The 19,342-nt window shown below is 71.7% G+C and carries 12 protein-coding genes and 1 tRNA gene; 6 read left to right on the top strand and 7 right to left on the bottom strand.

The window, feature by feature from the left end; genetic code table 11:
• Positions 1-60 precede the first annotated feature (60 nt).
• Genes ABD999_RS21840 through ABD999_RS21850 form a run of 3 tightly spaced genes read left to right on the top strand, consistent with a single transcriptional unit; the run spans position 61 to position 3,492 of the window.
• Positions 61-1,263: an acyl-CoA dehydrogenase family protein gene (locus ABD999_RS21840; RefSeq protein ID WP_271275385.1), complete on the top strand. Its 1,203-nt coding sequence runs from the start codon at positions 61-63 to the stop codon at positions 1,261-1,263.
• A 22-nt stretch (positions 1,264-1,285) separates the two neighbouring features.
• Positions 1,286-2,449 (top strand): acyl-CoA dehydrogenase family protein, encoded by a 1,164-nt coding sequence (locus ABD999_RS21845; RefSeq protein WP_148029592.1) that lies wholly within the window; start codon positions 1,286-1,288, stop codon positions 2,447-2,449.
• Positions 2,446-3,492, top strand: a complete 1,047-nt coding sequence (locus ABD999_RS21850) for an acyl-CoA dehydrogenase family protein (RefSeq protein ID WP_148029593.1) — start codon at positions 2,446-2,448, stop codon at positions 3,490-3,492. The genes ABD999_RS21845 and ABD999_RS21850 overlap by 4 nt, the downstream gene beginning before the upstream one ends.
• Here ABD999_RS21850 and ABD999_RS21855 read toward each other — a convergent pair.
• Positions 3,463-4,053: a TetR/AcrR family transcriptional regulator gene (locus ABD999_RS21855; RefSeq protein WP_148029594.1), complete on the bottom strand. Its 591-nt coding sequence runs from the start codon at positions 4,051-4,053 to the stop codon at positions 3,463-3,465. The genes ABD999_RS21850 and ABD999_RS21855 overlap by 30 nt on opposite strands.
• Before the next feature lie 172 nt (positions 4,054-4,225).
• Here ABD999_RS21855 and ABD999_RS21860 point away from each other — a divergent pair, with 172 nt between their 5' ends.
• Positions 4,226-4,990, top strand: coding sequence for a nuclease-related domain-containing protein (locus ABD999_RS21860; protein ID WP_271275384.1), 765 nt, complete (start codon positions 4,226-4,228; stop codon positions 4,988-4,990).
• 19 nt (positions 4,991-5,009) lie between these two features.
• Here ABD999_RS21860 and ABD999_RS21865 read toward each other — a convergent pair whose 3' ends face one another.
• Together ABD999_RS21865 and ABD999_RS21870 are read right to left on the bottom strand one after the other, a co-directional pair.
• Positions 5,010-6,362 carry a vWA domain-containing protein gene (locus ABD999_RS21865; RefSeq protein WP_271275383.1) on the bottom strand — a complete coding sequence of 451 codons (1,353 nt, stop codon included), beginning with the start codon at positions 6,360-6,362 and terminating at the stop codon, positions 5,010-5,012.
• On the bottom strand, positions 6,362-7,195 hold the full coding sequence (locus ABD999_RS21870; RefSeq protein WP_148029597.1) for an AAA family ATPase: 834 nt from the start codon (positions 7,193-7,195) through the stop codon (positions 6,362-6,364). Before ABD999_RS21870 ends, ABD999_RS21865 begins: the two co-directional genes overlap by 1 nt.
• A 100-nt stretch (positions 7,196-7,295) precedes the next feature.
• Between ABD999_RS21870 and ABD999_RS21875 the strand changes: the two genes are divergently transcribed.
• Positions 7,296-7,372, top strand: a tRNA-Lys gene (locus ABD999_RS21875).
• Positions 7,373-7,616: 244 nt separating this feature from the next.
• On the opposite strand, the gene ABD999_RS21880 is transcribed toward ABD999_RS21875, so the two are convergent.
• On the bottom strand, positions 7,617-8,006 hold the full coding sequence (locus tag ABD999_RS21880; protein ID WP_271275382.1) for a VOC family protein: 390 nt from the start codon (positions 8,004-8,006) through the stop codon (positions 7,617-7,619).
• Between the two features lie 114 nt (positions 8,007-8,120).
• Here ABD999_RS21880 and ABD999_RS21885 point away from each other — a divergent pair, with 114 nt between their 5' ends.
• A complete protein-coding gene (locus ABD999_RS21885) occupies positions 8,121-8,690 on the top strand; it encodes a TetR/AcrR family transcriptional regulator (RefSeq protein ID WP_271275381.1) in 570 nt (189 codons plus the stop codon).
• Positions 8,691-8,770: 80 nt separating this feature from the next.
• Here the strand turns inward: ABD999_RS21885 and ABD999_RS21890 are convergent, their stop codons facing one another.
• The 3 genes from ABD999_RS21890 to ABD999_RS21900 are packed head-to-tail and all read right to left on the bottom strand — an operon-like array spanning position 8,771 to position 19,334.
• Positions 8,771-9,301, bottom strand: a complete 531-nt coding sequence (locus tag ABD999_RS21890) for a hypothetical protein (protein WP_271275380.1) — start codon at positions 9,299-9,301, stop codon at positions 8,771-8,773.
• On the bottom strand, positions 9,294-9,806 hold the full coding sequence (locus tag ABD999_RS21895; protein ID WP_271275379.1) for a hypothetical protein: 513 nt from the start codon (positions 9,804-9,806) through the stop codon (positions 9,294-9,296). The genes ABD999_RS21890 and ABD999_RS21895 overlap by 8 nt, the downstream gene beginning before the upstream one ends.
• Before the next feature lie 54 nt (positions 9,807-9,860).
• Positions 9,861-19,334: a WXG100-like domain-containing protein gene (locus ABD999_RS21900; protein ID WP_271275378.1), complete on the bottom strand. Its 9,474-nt coding sequence runs from the start codon at positions 19,332-19,334 to the stop codon at positions 9,861-9,863.
• Positions 19,335-19,342 lie beyond the last annotated feature (8 nt).

Consider the following 19,342-nt stretch of genomic DNA (forward strand, 5'->3'; position numbering starts at 1 on the left):
GGCGGGTTTTGGCGGAGACCACTGTCGACAGCCATACCGGCCGGTCGGTAGGCTCCCGGCATGGACTTCGCTTTCGACAGCGTCACCGAAGACCTTCGCCGGCGCCTGCTGCAGTTCATGGACGAGTGCGTCTACCCGGCCGAGCCCGCCTTCGAGGAGCAGGCCAAGGCCAGCGGCTGGGGCGTCCCGCCGCTCGTCGAGGACCTGAAGGACGAGGCGAGGAAGCGTGGCCTGTGGAACCTGTTCCTGCCCGGTGACCACGGCGCCGGGCTGACCAACCTCCAGTACGCGCCGCTCGCGGAGATCATGGGCCGCAGCCCGCGGCTGGCGCCCGTGGCGACCAACTGCGCCGCGCCCGACACCGGCAACATGGAGGTGCTCTCCATGTTCGGCAGCGAGTGGCAGCGCAAGGAGTGGCTGCGCCCGCTGCTCGACGGCGAGATCCGCTCGGCGTTCGCGATGACCGAGCCCGACGTGGCCTCCTCCGACGCCACCAACATCGCCACCTCGATCGTCCGTGACGGCGGCGAGTACGTCATCAACGGCCGCAAGTGGTTCACCTCCGGCGCGATGAACCCGAACTGCAAGATCTTCATCGTGATGGGCAAGACCGACCCCGAGGCGCCCAAGCACCGCCAGCAGAGCATGATCCTGGTGCCCCGCGACACCCCCGGCATGGACATCCGGCGCGGCATGAGCGTCTTCGGCTACGACGACGCCGACCACGGCGGGCACGCCGAGATCCTCTTCGAGGACGTCCGCGTCCCGGCGGAGAACCTCGTCGGGGAGGAGGGCGGCGGCTTCGCCATCGCCCAGGCCAGGCTCGGCCCCGGCCGGATCCACCACTGCATGCGCCTGATCGGCATGGCCGAGCGGGCCGTCGAGCTGATGTGCGGCAGGGCGCTGGCCAGGACCGCGTTCGGCAAGCCGATCGCCCGGCAGGGCGTGGTGCAGGACTGGATCGCCGAGTCCCGCATCAAGATCGAGCAACTGCGCCTGCTCGTGCTGAAGACCGCCTGGCTCATGGACACCGTCGGCAACCAGGGCGCCCACACCGAGATCCAGGCCATCAAGATCTCCACCCCGATCACCGTGGAGTGGATCCTCGACAAGGCCATCCAGGTGCACGGCGCGGGCGGCGTCTCCCAGGACTTCCCGCTGGCCGGGCTCTGGGCCGGGGCCCGGTCGCTGCGCCTGGCCGACGGGCCGGACGAGGTGCACAAGCGGTCGCTGGCCTACCGCGAGCTCAAGAAGCACATGTGATCCCCCGACGACAGGAGCTGGAGTGGACGAAGCACGGCTCAAGGAACGCGTCGCCGCGTTCCTGAGTGAGAACGACCCGGCAGGCGACCGGCTGGAGTTCCTGCGCGCCAGGTTCGACGCCGGCCTGGCCTGGGTCTGGTTCCCCGAAGGGCTCGGCGGTCTCGGGCTCTCCCGTGACATGCAGGCGGTCGTGGAGCGGGAGCTGGCCGGCACCCCGCAGATCGACGGCGGCGTGCAGGGCATCGGCCTGGGCATGGCCGCGCCCACCATCCTCGCCTTCGGCACCGAGGAGCAGAAGCGGCGCTTCCTGCGGCCGCTGTGGACCGGCGAGGAGATCTGGTGCCAGCTCTTCAGCGAGCCCGGCGCCGGCTCCGACCTGGCCACGCTCGCCACCCGGGCGGTCCGGGACGGCGACGAGTGGGTGGTCGACGGGCAGAAGGTGTGGACGTCGGGCGCCCACCACGCCCGCTGGGCCATCCTGGTCACCCGCACCGACCCCGGCGTGCCCAAGCACCGCGGCCTGACGTACTTCGTCTGCGACATGCAGGCGCCCGGCGTCGACGTCCGGCCGCTGCGGCAGATCACCGGCGAGGCCGAGTTCAACGAGGTCTTCCTGACCGGCGTCCGGCTCGCCGACGACCTGCGGCTGGGCGCGGTCGGCGACGGCTGGCGGGTCGCGCAGACGACGCTGATGAACGAGCGGGTGGCCATCGGCGGCGGCGGTGGCGCCCGCGGCGGCGGCATGGTGGGCGGCGTGCTGCGCTCCTGGCGGGAGCACCCCGAGCTGCGCACCCACGACCTGCACCAGCGGCTGCTGTCGCTCTGGGTGGAGGCCGAGGTGACCCGCCTGTCGGGCGCCAGGCTGCGCGAGCAGCTCGCCGCCGGCCAGCCGGGGCCAGAGGGGTCCGGCATGAAGCTGTCGTTCGCCAAGCTCAACCAGGCGCTGACCGGCCTGGAGATGGAGTTCCTGCGCGACCTCGGCTACGACGACTACGCCTTCCGCCGCTCCGAGACCGTCGACTTCTACGGCCGCGGCCCCGGCTACCGCTACCTGCGCGCCAAGGGCAACTCGATCGAGGGCGGCACCTCGGAGATCCTGCGCAACATCATCTCCGAACGGGTGCTCGGCCTGCCCTCGGAACCCCGCATCGACAAGGACGTGCCCTGGAAGGACCTGCCGCGATGAGCCTGCTGTATTCCGAGGTCGAGGAGGAGCTCCGGGCCGCCGTGCGCGACCTGCTCGCCGACCGCTGCCCGCCGTCGGCGGTGCTCAAGCGCGCCGAGTCGCGGCCGTACGACCCGGACCTGTGGAAGACGCTGGCCGGGGAGATCGGCGTGGCCGGGCTGATCGTCCCCGAGGAGTACGGCGGCGCGGGCGCGTCCGCCAGCGAGGCCGCCGTCGTGCTGGAGGAGCTGGGCCGCGGCATCGCGCCGGTGCCGTTCTTCACCAGCTCGGTGCTGGCCACCCGCGCGCTCGTCCAGGCGGGGGCGGGCGAGCTGCTCGAACGGCTGGCCGACGGGCGCTCGACGGCCGCGCTGGCGGTGTCGTTCGCCGCGTCCCCGTACCGGCCCGACCGCGGCGCGTCGGTGCGGCACTCGGGCGGGACGCTGTCCGGCACGGTCACCGGCGTCGCCGGGGCCGACGTGGCCGACGTGCTGCTCGTCCCGGTCGAGGGCGACCTGTATCACGTGGAGGGCGCCGAGGTGCGGGCGGAGACCTCGTTCGACCTCACCCGGCCGGTCTCCACCGTCACGTTCGACGGCGCGGGCGCCACCCGCGTGGGCGACGTGGACCTGGTGGCCGTCCTGCGGTTCGGCGCCGGGCTGCTGGCCTCCGAGCAGTACGGGGTCGCGCAGTGGTGCCTGGACACCACGCTGGCCTACGTCAAGGAGCGTCACCAGTTCGCCCGGCCGGTCGGCTCCTTCCAGTCGATCAAGCACCGGCTGGCCGACCTGTGGTTGGACGTGGTGCGCGCCCGCGCCGCCGCCCGCAACGCCGTCACCGAGGACACGCCGGTCGCGGCCGCCGTGGCCCAGGCGTGGAACGCGGGCGTGGCCGTACGCGCCGCGGAGGAGGCGCTGCAGTTGCACGGCGGGATCGGCATGACCTGGGAGCACCCGCTGCACCTGTATCTCAAGCGCGCCAAGTCCGCGGAGGTCGCGCTCGGCACGCCGGGCGACCACCGGGAGGCGCTGGCCTCACTCGCCGGGGTGCCCGGCCCCGAGTGAGGTGAGCAGCAGGTCGGCGAAGTGCTCGCCCACCTGGGCACCGGTCAGCGGCCCGTCCGCGTGGAACCAGGTGCCCAGGTGGTGCACCGAGCCGAAGAAGTAGTCGACGACCAGCTCGGCCGGCACCCGGTCGCTGAACACGCCCTCGCGCTGGCCCTCCAGCACCAGGTCGCGGAAGCGCTCGTGGTAGCGGCGGCGCTCGGCCCGCACGGTCTTGCGGGTCTCGGGGGCGAGCAGGTGCATCGAGCGGAAGAAGATCTTGGAGTCGTCGAGGTTGTCCGTCGTGGTCTCCACCACGTCGGCGGCCGCCCGGTGCAGCCGCTCCACGACCGTGCCGCCGCTGTCGGCGATCTGCGTCAGGCGCTGCATCTGCATGCGCAGGACCCTGGCGTAGATCTCGTGCAGCAGGTCGTCCTTGGAGTCGAAGTAGTGGTACATGGCGCCCTTGGTGACGCCCGCCGCGACGACGATCTCCTGCACCGAGGTGCTCTCGAAGCCCTGCTCGGCGAAGAGCCTGGTGGCCTCGCCGAGGAGCCGCTGGCGTACCGGTTCATCTTTCACGGGGCAAGCATACCGACTGGTCGGTTGAGCGTCTTGATTGTGGCCCTGGAGGTACCAATTACGTCACCTTAGGCTCGCCTTGCTTCGGCATGGGGTATCTCTTAGTTCGGCGAGGGATCTTCGGCGTAGCAGATCCTGTGGTTTCACGACATCTTCATTCGGGGAGTTTGCCGTGCCCGGTGGCTCTATCTACGTGCAGCAGGACGAGAAATTCACAGGATCGTCTCCGCAGTGGTGGTACGAGAAGTTCTGGCGGGAGGGAGCCCAGAGCAGGCGCCGCTCCCGCATGGTCAAGGCGGCGGTGGGAGCCGTCGCCGGGTTCGCGATCGCGCTCCGGTTCACCCTTCCGGCGCCCGTCCTCTACGCCGTCGCGCTCGGCGGCGTCGTCGCGGGCATCGACTGGTGGCTCGACTGGCGCGCGTTCCGGGCCACCGCGGTCTGGCGGGGCAGGCGGCGCGGCGAGGCCATCACGGGCCGGCTGCTGCGGCGCTCCCTCGGCAGGCAGGGCTATCGCGTGCTCGACGGCCGCGCCATCAGGGACCAGGCGTCCATCGACCACCTGGTGATCGGGCCGGGCGGGGTGTGGATCGTCGACAACGAGTCGTGGAGCCCGGACACCGAGATCGCCTCCTACAACGGGCGGCTGTTCTTCGGCGAGAAGTACGGCACGAAAACGGCCAAGCCGCTGTGCGACGCCGCGCAGGCGTTCGCCGAGCTGCTCGGCCGCGAGACCGGCATCCAGATCTCCATCAGCCCGCTGATGGCCGTCCACTGCGGCATGCTGCCGCGCGGCGGCTCGCTCACGGCCGAGGGCGTCACCTTCCTCAAGCCGCGCCTGGTGGCCAGGCACATCAAGGCCAACCAGAAGGCCCTGCTGGACGCCGCGCAGATCGAGCTGCTGGCCCGCACCGCCGCCCGCGAGCTGCAGCGCGTCTGACCCGCCGCCCGGCGACGGGTCAGGCGATGTCCTCGATGAACGCGGTCAGCTGGGCCACGTTCCTGCACTCGTGCATCGGCACCACCGTGCCGTAGTCGGTGGCGATCGAGTCGCCGGTGTCCCACTGGCGGCGCGGCTCCGGGTTCAGCCAGTACGCGTGGCGGGCCTTGCCGGCCAGCGACTTCAGCACCTCCAGGGCGGGCGGCTGGTAGTTGGAGCGGGCGTCGCCCAGGATGAGCAGGGAGCTCTTCGGGCCGATCGCGTCGCCGTAACGCTCGGCGAACGTCTCCAGCGCGTGCCCGTAGTTGGTGCGGCCGAAGCGCACCATGTCGGCCTCGGTCGCCAGCCGGCTCATCGCGTCCAGCACGTCGGCGCCGGGCTGGAAGAACCGGGTGATCTCGTCCACGGTGTCCACGAACCCGAACGCCCGCACCTTCGTGAACTGCTCCCGCAGCGCGTACGTGAGCAGCAGCGTGAAGTGCGCGAACGACGACACCGAGTCGCTGGTGTCGCAGAGGATGACCAGCTCGGGCTTGTGCGGCCGGGGCGGCTTGAAGTGGGTGTCCATCGGCACGCCGCCGCTCTGCAGCGAGGCCCGCACGGTGCGGCGGAAGTCCAGCCGCCCGCGCCTGCCCTTCCTGTGCTTGATCGTCAGCCGCGCGGCCAGCCTGCGGGCCAGCGGATGGACCTCGCGGCGCAGCCGGGCCAGGTCGGCCTTGGTGACGCGGAGGAAGTCGAGCTGGTCGAGCGGCGGCCGCACGGCCGAGCGGGCGATCTTCTCGATCCCGGAGTCCTCGGCGATGCGGCGGCGCACGTCGGCGGAGACCGCCTCCTCGAACCGCCTGATGCCCGAGTTCACCCGCTGCCGGGCGGTCTTCTCGGCCAGCCCGCCGCGCTCCTGCCCGGCCAGCACCTCGCGCAGGATGCCGGCCATGAGCGTCTCGGGCGACAGGGCGCGCAGCACGCTGTAGGAGAACCAGTTCTGCCGCCCCGGCCGCGCCTCCTGCCTGCCGAAACGGCCCACCATGGCCCGCGCGAACGCGCGCAGCTCGCTCTCCGTGCCGTCCATCAGCAGCCCGGCCAGGTGCTCGCGCAGCTCGGGGACCGGGGCCTGGTCCAGGTCGACGTCCTCGCGCTGTCGCAGGCCGCTCGTCGCCGGCGGGAACCACAGGTCGAACAGCACGTCGAAGCCGGGCCGGTTGGCCGGCTTCTTCACCAGCGTGGCCGCGTACGCCTCGCGCAGCGACTCCCTCTCGACCAGGTCGATCACCTGCAGCGCCCGCGCCGCGTCCAGCCCTTCGGCCAGCGACACGGGCAGCCCGGCGTCCCGCAGCGCATGCACGAATCCGATGTGCCTGTCGACGAGCGACATCAGGCCAGCCCGAGTTCCTTGACGGCGCGCTCGTGGTCGGAGTTGTGCTTGAGCACCACGCCCAAGGTCTCCGCCACGGTCTCCTCGTCCAGGTCGCCCCGCCCGAGCGCCAGCAGCGTGTGGGCCCAGTCGACGGTCTCGGCCACCGACGGCGCCTTCTTCAACTCCAGCGCGCGCAGCGTCGCCACCGTGCGGGCGAGCTGCTCGGCCACGCCGGCGGGCAGCGACGGCACCTGCGCGAGCACGATGTCGCGCTCGCGTTCGGGTGTCGGGTACTCGATGTGCAGGTAGAGGCAGCGCCGCTTGAGCGCCTCCGACAGCTCGCGGGTGGCGTTCGAGGTCAGCACCACGTACGGCCTGCGCCTGGCGACGATCGTGCCCAGCTCCGGGATCGTCACCTGGAAGTCGGACAGCAGCTCCAGCAGCAGGCCCTCGACCTCGACGTCGGCCTTGTCCATCTCGTCGATGAGCAGCACGGTCGGCTCCTCGGCCCTGATGGCCTTGAGCAGCGGCCGCTCCAGCAGGAACTCCTCGGTGAAGATGTCGTCGTCGGCGCTGGTGGCCTGGATGCGCAGCAGTTGCTTCTTGTAGTTCCACTCGTACAGCGCCCGCGCCTCGTCCAGGCCCTCGTAGCACTGGAGCCTGACCAGGGCTGACCCGGTGGCCTGGGCGACGGCCTTGGCCAGCTGGGTCTTGCCGACGCCCGCGGGGCCCTCCACGAGCAGCGGCTTGCCGAGTGCGGCGGCCAGGAACACCGAGGTGGAGATGGCGTCGTCGGAGAGATAGTCGACGGCGGTGAGCCGCTCGGTCACGTCGGCGGGGGATGCGAACATCGATGCTCCTGTCTGGTGGCCGAACTTTATTCTAGCCGGAGATGTCCGCGTCCAACCGATTCGACCAGCATGCGAATCGCCGGTATATTCATCCCCGCAAGCGCCGCTAGCTCAGTTGGTCAGAGCAGCTGACTCTTAATCAGCGGGTCCGGGGTTCGAGTCCCTGGCGGCGTACCACCGCGAGAAACCCCAGTTCACTGTGCTGAACTGGGGTTTCTTGGTTGTGGGGCGGCTGCTCTCCGGCTGGGCGGCTCAGTAGACGGAGCAGCCGACGCGGACCGGGACCTTGGCGGACCAGCGGCCGGACGCGATGCCGCCGGATCGGAGCCCGCTTGGAGGGCGTCGGCCGCCGCGTCCGCCGTTTTGTCAGGCGGCGGTCCTCAGTCGGCGAGCAGGGCGAGTACGGGCAGGCGGAGTGGGCTCATGGCCGCCTCTGCTGGGTGTAGAGCCGGATCTCGATGCCGTCGGGGTCGGTGATGCCGCCGAGCAGCCATCCCACGCTGCCTTCGGTGATGCCGGAATGACTCACCTCGATGGCGTTCAGGTGGTCGGACCAGGCGTGGAGCTCCTGCAGGGTCGGCACGGCCAGCGCGAGGGGATCGAACCCGCTCCACCCCGCGGCTCGCCGGGGCTCCTCGCGCAGCGCGATCATGAGCGTCTGCCCCGTGTCGGTCAACGCCACGCCGCGCAGCACGCCGTCCTCGACGAACTCGATCGCCACCTCAAGGCCGAGCACGCGGCGGTACCACTCCAGGCTCTTGTGGACGTTGGAGATCGGCAGCTTGACGTGGTGGAACCCACCTAAGAGCATCGTGTCTCACCCCTTGTAGCCGTACTTTAAAGCCATACTTTAAAGTGATACTCTAAAGTCGTGGAAGACGTCAAGAGCCCGAAGCGTCGCTCGGCACAGACCAGAAGCCGCATCGTGAAAGCCGCTCAAGAGCTGTTCGTCATGCGGGGCTACGCCGGGACGACGTTCCAGCTGGTCGCCGACGCGGCCGAGGTGTCGGTGCAGACGGTCTACTTCCATTACGGGACCAAGAGCGAGTTGCTCAAGCACGTGGTCGACGTCGCCTCCGCCGGGGACGACGAGCCCGTGCCGCTCCTGCAACGGCCCTGGTTCGCGGCCTTGCGAGCGGCGAAGGACCCGGCGGAGGTCGTACGAGGATGGGTCCATCAGAGCGGGGTCATCCTCGACCGGGTCGCACCCGTCCTGGCGGTGGTCCGCGACGCGGCGGGCGGCGACCTCGGCATGGCCGCCCAATGGGCCGCCAACAGTGAGCAGCGGCACACCGCCCACGGCACGGTCATCGCCATCCTGGCCGGCCTCGGGGCCCTGCGGCCCGGCTTGACCGAGAGCCGGGCCACCGACATCACCGTGGGGATCCTGTCGCCGGATCTGTTCCTGGTGATGACGCGCGAATGCGGCTGGCCCACGCCGCAGTGGGAGGACTGGGCCGCCGATCAGCTCTCCTACGGCCTGCTGTCTCCCTGACGATCAGGGCGCGCCGGCGCCCGGCCGCGCGGGAGGATTGTCGAGCAGACAGCCGACGGGCTCGGTCAGCGTGGTGGCTGTCAGCGGGCGTGCAGGCGGAGGAAGTCGTCCAGGCTCCCGCGGTAGAAGGCGAGATCGCGCTCCAGCTTGCCCCGGGTGAGCCTGCCGGGCTCCGACTCGCGCAGCGACCTGCCCGCCTCGGTCCAGAAGTCCTCATCGGTCAGCTCGGCCGCGCCGTCGGGGAAGAACTTCAGCGCCTCCGCCACGGCGTCGGCGGCGAACCGCCAGCCGGTCGCGACCTCGTCGAACTTCCCGGCGTCCGACGGGTCGGCGGCGAAGGACAGCGAACCCTCCAGCGCCCGGCGCGCGTACGTGGTCGCGACGAGCACCCACTGGCCCGGGTCGATCAGCTCCGACAGGCCCGCGCCGAAGGTCAGGCCCTGCTCCCGCGCCCACGCCTCGGACTCCTGGGGCACGAACACCTCAGCGTCGCCGAGACGCACCAGCCAGCCGTCGTCCACCTCCTCGGTCGACGCCCCGCGCGAGCGGCCGGCCAGGTCGAGGTGGATGTACGCCTCCACGAGCGTACGGGCGAGACCCTGCTCAGGCATGCCGGCCCACCAGCCCCTGGTAGGCGTCCCTGACGACCAGCAGCCGGTCCAGCTCGAACCGGCCCGGCTCGGCCGCGCGCACCCGCTGCCCGCGCTCGGACCAGAACCCGTCGTCGGGCACCGCGTCCGCGCCCGGCGGCACGAACTTGACCACCTCGGCCACGGCCGCGGTCGCCACCCGCAGCACCCGCTCGGCCTCGGCCGGGTCGTCGACCGGCACGTTGCCCGCCGACAGGTCGGACACCCACAGCCACTCGCCCGCGTCGAGGAGCTCGGACGGCTCGGGGCCGCCGAACGTCGGATAGCCGGCCGGCATCACCGGGCGCTGAGGCAGGCCGAACAGGTATTCCCTCGGGCTCGCGCATTCCTGGCACGCGCCGGAGTAGCGGTTGGCCAGCTCGCCTTCCACGGTGACCAGCCCGCTCTCCCAGGTGGTGTCGGCGGACCCGCAGGCACACGGATGCAGATCGAGATAGAGGTGTGCCTCGTCTCTCGTCCTCGCCACCGCGAAAGCCATAACCGTCCTCTCGTCCGGGGTTTCCATCATGCACGACCCCGATCACGCCCGGACCGCGCCGGCGGGCTCCCGGGGTGCGTCCGCCGGAGCCTGGGCTCCCGCGCCGCGGCCGCAGGTGCACGGCTCGTCCTCCGGGCAGCGGCACTCCCACTCCGGTGGGTACCAGCCGGTGGCGTTGGCGAGTGTCCGGAGCCGCTGCAGGTGTGCGGGCCAGTCGCGGGGCCGGGCGCCGTTCGCGAGCGTGGCGAGCTCGGCGGCCACCGGCGCGGACAGGAGCCGCAACACCTCCGGGCGGGTGGCGGACACCAGGTCGAACAGCGTGCCCAGCCGGCCGGGCCGCTGCGCCGCGGTGGCCGCCCGCACCTGCCGGACCGCCTCGTTCAGCTCCGCCAGGGCCGCGTGGTCCGCCGCCGCCTGCCCGCGAGCCTGCGCGATCGCCCGCGCGGTCGTCGCGGCGGCGGCCCGCTCGTTCGCCCCGATCGTGAGCCTCCCGTCCACCTGGTACGTGACGACGTGCTGTCCGGAGGGCTGCCCCGAGGAGGGGGCCGCGGCCGGTCGCACCTCGACGCGGACGGACGGGTGGCCGGGCAGCAGGATGTCCAGGACGCCGGGGCTGGGCGCGTGGACGCGACCGCCCAGGTGGGCGGCGGCGCGCTGGACGGCGGCCGCGGCGGCCGCCTCCGGAAGGGCCGGCCGGCCCCCGGCCGCGAGCGGGTCGACGGCCGGGCCGCCGTTGAGCAGCCTGGCGATCCTGCTCTGCTGCTCCGGTGCGGCCGTGCGCGAGCCGGTGCCCCAGGGCGGCGGTGGTGTGTGGCCCCGCTGTTCGAGGTCGGCCGCGATGGCGTCGATCGCGTCGGCCAGGCCGGAACGCGTGTCGGGGTCGGTGGCCGCACGCCACTTGCGCGCCAGGTGGGTGTGCTCGTCCAAGCGGGGGACCAGGCACAGGTCGTCGCCCTCGTGAGCCTGCGGCGACGGTCTGATGACGCCCTGCGGCGCACCGGCCGCGGCCGCCGAGACGGCCTGCGCGACGTGCGAGAGCTCGTGCACCAGGACCGACGACACCACGTCAGGGTGGATCCGCTGCCAGAGGCGCACCAGGTGCGGCTCCTCGGGGGTGCCCGCGCGCACCTCGGTGGCGCCGTTGAGATCCGCGCCGGGATCCTCGATCAGCACCCGGACGTGCTGGTCGGGCGCGGCGGGGAACTGGACGGTCAGCAGGTCGCCGGACGTCCAGGACAGGTGCGCGGCGGCCCCGCCCAGGTCGCCCGCGGACAGGTCCTGCGCACGCACCTCGGCCAGGTCCAGATCCGGGTCCCCGTCGGGCCGCCCCGCCCTGTCGAAGATCGTGTTCGCCAGGGCCGGAGAGGGCGCGCCGCCGCCGGACCAGCCCTGGGCGACGCTGCCGCCCACCGGCGCGTGCGACTTACGGACGTCGGCGGGCCAGACCGGCTTCCCGACGTCCACCGCGAAGACGCCGTGCTCGTTCAGCGCGTGGGTGACCTGCCGGACGAACGAGCCGGGCACCGGGGAGTTCATGAACACGTCGCGCAGGTCGAGGCGGACGTTGTCGGCGGCCTCCAGCAGGGCGGGGGACAGGGTGGCGAACGCCTCGGCGAACCCGCCGTCCGGCTTCGCGCTGCGTAGCGAACCGTCGGGGGACGCCACGTACTCGTGCATGCCCACCGCGTCCCGGACCCGCACACGTGCCGGGATGCCACGCTCGCGGGCGGCGAGGCGAGCGTCCTGCACCACCTGGATCAGCCCGTGACGGCCGGGGCCGGGGACGAACATGAACGGCCTCGTTCCCGGATCGGAGGCGGGAGCGAGCCGTACGTTCGACTCCATCCGGGAGATGATCTCCTCGAGCTCCTGCTGGGTGAGGACCACGTCCGCCCAGCCGCTCGCGGCGCCCGTCATGTGGACGGGGTCGCCGACGGCACGCTCCTCCTGGTCCGGGCGCCGGGCGACGTTCTCGAACGTGAGGTCGTAGTCCACCCTGAGCCGGACGATGAACAGCTTGGCCTGCTCGAAGCTGCTGCGCTCGCGCCGGGCGCCGTGATGGTCGTTCACGCTCTCCGACGCCTGCTCGCCGCCGCGCACGCCGCCGTTGAGGCCCGAGTCGCCGTCGCTCTCGCCGGCGCTCACGCCGACGGGCAGCACCCGGCTGCGGGAGATCGAGACGTTCTGGGCCTCGGCCTTCCTGTCGACCTGGCCCTTCTCCGCCTCGAAGGGTCCGGCGATAACGGTGAGGTCCGAGGTGCGGGCATGGATGGTGACGCGGGCGCCCTGGTTCTTGAACCGCATGCTGGCGACCCGGATCACGTTGCCCACCGGTCCCGACATCCGCTCGAAGGCGGGCAGCAGGGCCGACCGTGACAGACGCTTGACCAGCTGCGCCCGGCTTTCCCGGACGGCCTTGGCGCCGATCATCTTCGACAGCTGCTGGTTGATCACCTGGAACAGGTCGGGCTTGACCGGGTCCTCCCACAGCGCCTCCGGGAAGAGTCCGGACCGCAGTTCGGCCAGTCGGGGGTCGCGCACGGTGGAGACCGGTCCCGGGTCCTGGTCGGCGGGCATGATCATGCCGGACGGGAGGCGCCGGGTGACCGCGGCGGGGAGCACGACCGGCGGGCCGAAGACCGGCTCGGCGCCCACCGCGTTCCGGGAGACCTGGACGACGGCGATCATGCCCTGACGGATTCGGTCGTTGCCGATGAACAGGCCCAGCCGGTTCAGCCGCACGCCCGTTTCGGTGTTGGAGTGAGAGAACGAATAGCCCCGGTCGGACGAGAGACCGACCCCCTGACCGTCGCCGTGGTCACTGCCGCCGTAATCCAGGCCGGCCGCTTGGGAACCCGCCCGGGACTGTGAGCGGTTGTGTTCGCTGTAGAGGTAGTGCTGCTTGATGATCCCCGAGAGTGACGAGTGCGTGAGGGCCTCGGCCTGCCGGAGGCCCTCGGGGTTCATGGGCAGCAGCCGGTACCTGACCGTCAGTTCCTCGGCCGGCCTCGTCTGCGTGATGTCCGTATGCAGCCCGTAGGTCTTCTCGAAGCCACGAGGCGACCACGCGTCGTCAATGTGGATCCTGATGGCGTTGTCGGAGAAGTCGGTATCCAGTTGGTCCCGCATGTTCGGTCTCTGGGCCAGCACGTCGGGAGCCTGGGCCCGGATGGCGGCCACCACGGCGTCGGCCGCGGGGACCACCTCGCCCTGCTCGTCGGTCATGACGACCGACTCCACCAGCCCCATGCCCGTCGCCCCTTCGAACGACGGCGCCACCACGATGCTGCGGGAGCGCTCGATGAGGTCGGCCGCCTCGCTCAGCACGTCCTGGAGCCGCTGCTCCGCTTCGTTGCTCGGGGAGCCCGGGGCCGGGCCGAGTCCGGTCAGCTCGTGCATCTTGTCGAGCAGCGCGGCCGGCGTGTGCCGGTCGGCGTAGCCGACGTCCTGGCCGGTGTTCCGCGCCTGGGCGACGTCCTTCAGGTACTTCTGCGCGAGAGGTACGGCCACCGTGGCGTCCAGGTCCAGGCTGCCGTTGAGCAGGCGCTCGATGGCGTCGCTCACCAGGTGGGCCGGCAGGTTCAGCTTGCCCGCCGAGTACAGGACCAGCGCGTCGTACTCGGGGATCGAGAACAGCGCGGTGCCCGCCGCGCCGGCGGTCTTCGTGCCGCCCAGCCCGATCTGCTCCGCGATCGGCAGCCCGGGCATGGCGCTCTCCGAGCCGGTGAGCGTGAGATCCACCGAGGACTTGATGATGTACTGGCGGCCGAACTCGATCAGAAGCTCTTCCGTGCCCCAGATGTCGAGGACCGAGGCCGACGTGGAACTGCCACGGAAGCGGGCGGGCGCGCCGAGCGTGGCGCTGTCGCCGGTCTGCCCGGCGTCGTCGAGGTCGCCGAGCTTTCCCGAGCCGCCGATGGTGTGGCCGGACGACCCGCCCCAGGACACGCCGGCGCTGCCGAGCCCGAAGAGGATGTCGCCGCTCACCTGGTCGACCACCGCCACGACCTCGGACTCGCCCAGTTCCCCCGACACCGACAGCGACGACCGCAGCGGAATCCCGTCGGCGCGGACGACGGTGTCGGTGACGATGGGCCGGGTCAGAAGCTTGACGTGCGAGATCAGGTTGCGCACGTTGAGCATCGAGAAGATCTTCTGGAACGCCGGGGAGCTCCTGCGCGTCGCCCGGGGCAGCACCTCGCGCGCCGCGTCCATCCTGCCGGGCACGTCCAGATACAGCAGCTTCATCTTGGCCTGGGCCTCCGCGGACACCTTGCCGAGCGGGGCGGGCGGCGTCGCGGTGTCCGGTGGCAGGAGGTCGGCGGCGAACAGCAGCTTGGCGGTGATCTCATCGGACGCCAGCACCGTCGACTTCTTGCCGTGCAGGAGCTCGGCCGTCAGGTCGCCTTCCAGCAGGAAGATCGAGACAGGGCCCTTGGTCTCGTGGAGCAGCACCTCGTTGTCCGTGTTGCCGGAGCTGGAGCCGATCGTCAGAGTGTTCTGGTAGTCGTACTTGCCGGCGACCTCGTGCGTCGTCCCGTCATGTCCCTCCGGGGGACCGTCGCTCACGCCGACGGACAGGCCGCCGCCGCCGTTCCTGGACCGGCCGGCGGCCCAGGCCGAGGTGTCGGAGCTGATCTCGAGATTGACCACCGTCTCGGAGTCCGTGTGGCCGACGTAGGTCACTCCGCCGGCGAAGTCCTGCTTCAAGGAGATCTTCAGCGAGAAGTGCTCGGGTGCGCTGTTGACGCCCAGCTGCACCAGGTCGAAGACGATGCCGTCCTGCGCGAGCGAGTCGTACGCGCTCCTGATCCGGTGCTCGGACAGCTGCTCGGTGACCTCCTGCAGGTTGAGGATCTGGGCGGCACGCGCGAGTTCCCCGAAGGCGTACTTCGGCTTGCCGTTGACCGTCTTCGGGACGAGGCCGCGCTCGGCGAGCTGGTCCAGCACCTTCTGCCGGAACGCGTCCAGCCCCTCGATGTCCTGGACGAGGGCGGGTCCCGCGCCGCGCATCTGCCCGGGACCGTCGCCGAGGAACGAGGGCAGCTCGGCCTTGCGCCCAGGCGGGGGATCCGGATCCGGGTCGCCCCGCAACACCGCGTTCCCGTCCGCGTCGGTGACCGGTTCGCCGTTCCGGTACTTCAGCGCATGACGGTCGACGGGCAGCCCGAAGCGGTAGGCGGCCGACTCCCGCATGCTCGCGGTCACCATGCTGCGCGTCGTGGGCAGCGTGATCGGGGGCTTGCCGAACCGCTCCACGGTGAACGTGGTCTCCACCGCGAACTGGTGGGCCTGCTTGCGCTTGGTCTTCCTGTGCACGCCCGGGTGGATCGTCTGCTTGTTGCCCGTCGACGAGTACGATCGCGACCCGCCCACGGCGCCCTTGACCTTCGGCCCGATGGTGGGGCCGTAATCGCCTGGACCGTCGACGTCCTCCAGCGCGTTGATCCGGAGCCCGGCCGAGAGATCTCCGCCGAGCGACCTGTTGGACGACACCCCGCCGGGAGCGGAGACGAAGTCGACGAGGACCTCTTCCTCCCACTCCTCGGAGGTCGCGCCGCCCAGTGGCTCGGCGGTCACCAGCACGATCCTGCTCTCGGCGCGCACCCGCGCGTGCGGCCGGCCGTCGACGGTGAAGACGCGCTCGATCCCCGTGTTGACCGCGTCCCGCAACCGGTGGGGCAGCTCGCTGGTGACGAAACCGTGCAGATTCCCGCGGGAGACCTCGCCGATCTTGGCGTAGTCGCCGCCGAGTTCCTGCGCGATCGCGTCGAACGCGTCCTCCAGACCGGTCATCTCGCTGACCACGAGGTTGGGGAGCTTCGGGTCGCGCTGATGCTCGGGGATCCGGACCAGCTTGCTCGGCCGCTGGTCGGCGTAGGAGTGCGAGATCCACAGGCGTTGCGAGCCCGGGTCTCCGGGTGCGCCGGTGTCCACCACGGTGGTGCCCCGCCAGGCGGTCTCCCGCCCGGTGCGGATCTCGACGGTCCACCTGGCTGCGGCGTCGAAGAGCAGGGACTCGCTCCTGTTGTCGGCGACGGAACCCCCCTGCGCGTACATGCCGGCGCCACCCGTCGTGGAGTTGCCGCGCCCGCCGGCGCCCCCGATGCTGACACCCAGGACCTGGGTCAGCGTCCGGTACCACTCGCCCTCCGGCATGAGCTTCGCCAGCACGCTGGTGTCGAAGCCGCCGGACATGCCGCCGCTGCTCGACTGGGTCGCGGAGACCGTACGGGCCGCCTGGAAGAACAGGCCGACCATCATCTCCGACGCCTTGACGCCGGAGTCGAGCACCTCGAAGAGGTCGGAGAGCGTGAGCTTGAGCCGGATCTCCGCCGCCGTGGAGCCGTGGCCCAGGCGCAGCACCAGGCCGTCGGGGGAGACGATCCGGTGGAAGTCCGCCCGCACGGCGCGTTCCAGCTCGTCCGGGGTGAACCGGTGCCTCGCCCCGTTGCGTTCCAGGAGCTCGTTGACCGTGGTGGTGAGGGCGGTCAGGTGGGCGAGCGTGCCCGCCGGCATGGCGGTGCCCAGGGCGGCCTGCTGCGGCAACGCCATGGTCATCGTGTTGAGGTAGCTCAGGTGGCGCCGCCGGGCCAAGGCTTCGATCCGCCGGGCGCTCTTGGCCGGGCCCGGCTCTCCGCGATGGTTGGGCCTGGGCGCCTGCTGCAACGCCGACAGGAGCTGCTCGTACGACTGCCTGGACTCGGTGGCCCGGGTCAGAGCACTCTCGTACGCCTTGGCGATGCGGAGGTGCCGGCGTTGCGCGGCCCGGTGCAGCACGTGCTCCTTACGCGCCGCCCTGGCTCGTTCGAACCGGCCCGAGTCATGCTGCCGCAGCGCCTTCCGGGCTTCCTGGGTGGAGTTGAGCGCCTGCTCGCGCTCCTCGGCGGCGCTGGCCCGCAACGCCGTGACCTGGACCTGGAGATCCTGCTCGGCCTTGGTCAGCGTGTCGATGATGGACGCGACCTCCTCGGCGGACGGTCGTCCCTCCGGCAGCGGCGGCGTGTGCTGCCGCCGGGTGCCCTGTTTGGGCGCCCACGGCGGTAGGGGCGGGGTGTGCTTACTGTCGCGCAGCGCGCGGGCCACGCCGTCGATGTCGAGGGCGAGCAGCCGCTTCTCCGGCATCGTCGGAGCGTTGTCCCACTTGTCGGCCAGCATCGCCATCTCGTTGAGCCGGGCGTCCACGCACGCGTCCCGCCTGGCCTGCTCGGGATCGGGGCGACGGAGGACCGGCAGCCGGTCGGCGCGCAGCCGCTGCAGCGTGTCGGTGATCTCGTGCAGCCAGACCCTGGACAGCTGATCGCCGGCGACGCGCGGGTTGAAGCTGACCTTGTGGGGGCGGTTCTCGTCGGAGTCGTTCCTGACCCTGGTCCGGGCCATCTCGTCGCGTTTGCTTCTCCGGTCCACGACGGGGCGGAAGTAGTGGGTGCCGTCGGTGGTGTGCACCGCCAGCGTCGTGCCGTCCTGCGACCAGGTGAGGCCGGTCACGGTCCCGTCGAGGAAGTACTTGGTGAGCAGCTCGTCGGTGGCCGCCCGCACCTCGGCGAGGGTCAGGTCGGGGCCCTGGCGGCCGTCGGTCACGTACCGGGTGCCGGGGATGGGTCTCGACGTGACGGTGCCGGGCTTGCTCGTGTACGCGCCCGCGGCGGGGTCCTGGCCGGTGGTGGCGGTGGGGGCGGGGCCTGCCGCCTGGGCCGGGTTCGCGGGCGTGGTGGTCGCGCCGTCGGCGGTGACCGTGGTGTCTTCCGGGGCCCGCGGCGTCGTGGTGTCGGGCGTGCCTTCGGTGGTGGGCATCCCGTCCGCACGGACGTCGCCCTGCGCGGTCTGGTCGGCGGGGTTCTCGGGGTTCTGGGCGGGCTCGCCGGGATTCTGGGCTGTCTGGCTGGTTTCTCCAGGATTTTGGGTGGTCTGGCTGGTGTCCCCGGGGTTCTGCGTCGCCTCTCCGGGGTTCTGCGTGGTCCCGCTGGGGTTCTGCGCGGTCGGGTCGGCGGTTCGCGCGGGCTCGCCCTGGGGCTGGGCGTCGGGCGTCGCGGTGGGGGCCGACTCGCCCGTGGGTTCCGCCGTGCTGTCCTGCCCCGGGGTCGTATCGCTGGTGGCGGTGGTTCTGGCGGTGCGGTCGGTACGCGCGTCCGGCTGGTTCCGGTCGCCGGGCTCCGCCGGGGCGGAGGCGCGCCGCTGCGTGGCCGGGTCGGTGTCCGGGCGCCCGGTGTCGGGGTTGCCGGCCGGCCTAGTGGTACCGCCGTTGGCCGCCGGGGCGCCGGCGCGCGCGGGCTCGGCCGTACGGGCGGAACCCGGAGCCCCGTCGGGGTCGGGCGTGCCGTTCGACGGGTTCCCCGCCGCCGGGCCCGGAGGGTCGCCACCCGGGGAACGGGCGGCGTCGGTGCGCGCGGCGGAGTCGTACGCGGAGGCCAGCGTGGACACCGGGTTGGCCAGCGCGGAGTAGACGTCGGGATTGAACGGGCTGATCGACCCCGCACGCCCGGCGCCGCCGAGGAACCCGCCCATCATGGATTCGGCCGTGAACGGGTTCTGCCACTGGCCGTAGACGGCGCCGTTGGCGAAGAAACTGCCGACCGGGGAGGCGATCATGTTCGTCGCGCCGGTGGTCAGCGCGCGCCCCGCGAAGCCGGGCACCGAGCCGGTCACCCGGGACACCGGCCCGGACAGCCGGGTGCCGATGACCGCGCCCGCACCCGCGCCGATGACCGCGGCCTGGGACTTCTTCCAGTCCCACTCCTGCCGGGTGCCCATCCGGATCTGCTGGTACTGGGCGACGGCGTCGATGAAGAACTCCTCGCCGATCTCCTCGACGAGCTCCCGGCCGAGCGAGGTGGCCAGCAGCCTGGCGATGACGCCCCGGCCGGTGGCGCCGCTGAGCGTGGTCACCCTGGCCAGCCGGGACGCGGTCAGCGACCGGCCGCCCACGGTGGCCAGCCTGACGAGGATGCGGCTGATGGCCGCGCGGGCCGCCGCCGCGTACGGCCCGATGATGGCGGTGGTGGACCCGGCGCTGAAGAACGCGGCGACGAGGGCGATGGCGATGGCCACGACCGTCACCCAGAAGGCGACGTTGATGGAGAGCTTCGAGTACTGGGTCTCGACGGCGAAGTTGTTGGCCTGCTGCCCGTACGCGTGTGCGTTCGCCGACACCCCGGCGAGCCCGCCCTCGTTGCCGTACAGGACCTGGGCCCTGGAGACGAACTCCGCGGTGGAGGGCGAGTTCCAGCCGGTGGCGACCGTGCGGGCGGCCGTGCCCGCGTCCTGCGTGCTGCCGACGGCGGTCGTGCCGAGGTCACCGTACGCGTGAGCCAGCTTCGACAGCCCGCTCTCGCTGGCCTCCGGCCACTTCTGCCCGGCCGACAGCATGGGGATCAGCCAGTTGACCACCCAGTCGGGCAGTGCCTCGGTCTCCCACACGGGCTGGACGTCGCTGTTGATGGTGACCAGGGCCGACACGCTCGGCTGCCCACCGCCGCCCGGTGCGGTGGGATTGGTCGGGCCGCCGTTGACCGCCACGCCGGAGC

The organism is Nonomuraea ferruginea, from assembly GCF_039540635.1.
Lineage (GTDB): Bacteria > Actinomycetota > Actinomycetes > Streptosporangiales > Streptosporangiaceae > Nonomuraea > Nonomuraea ferruginea.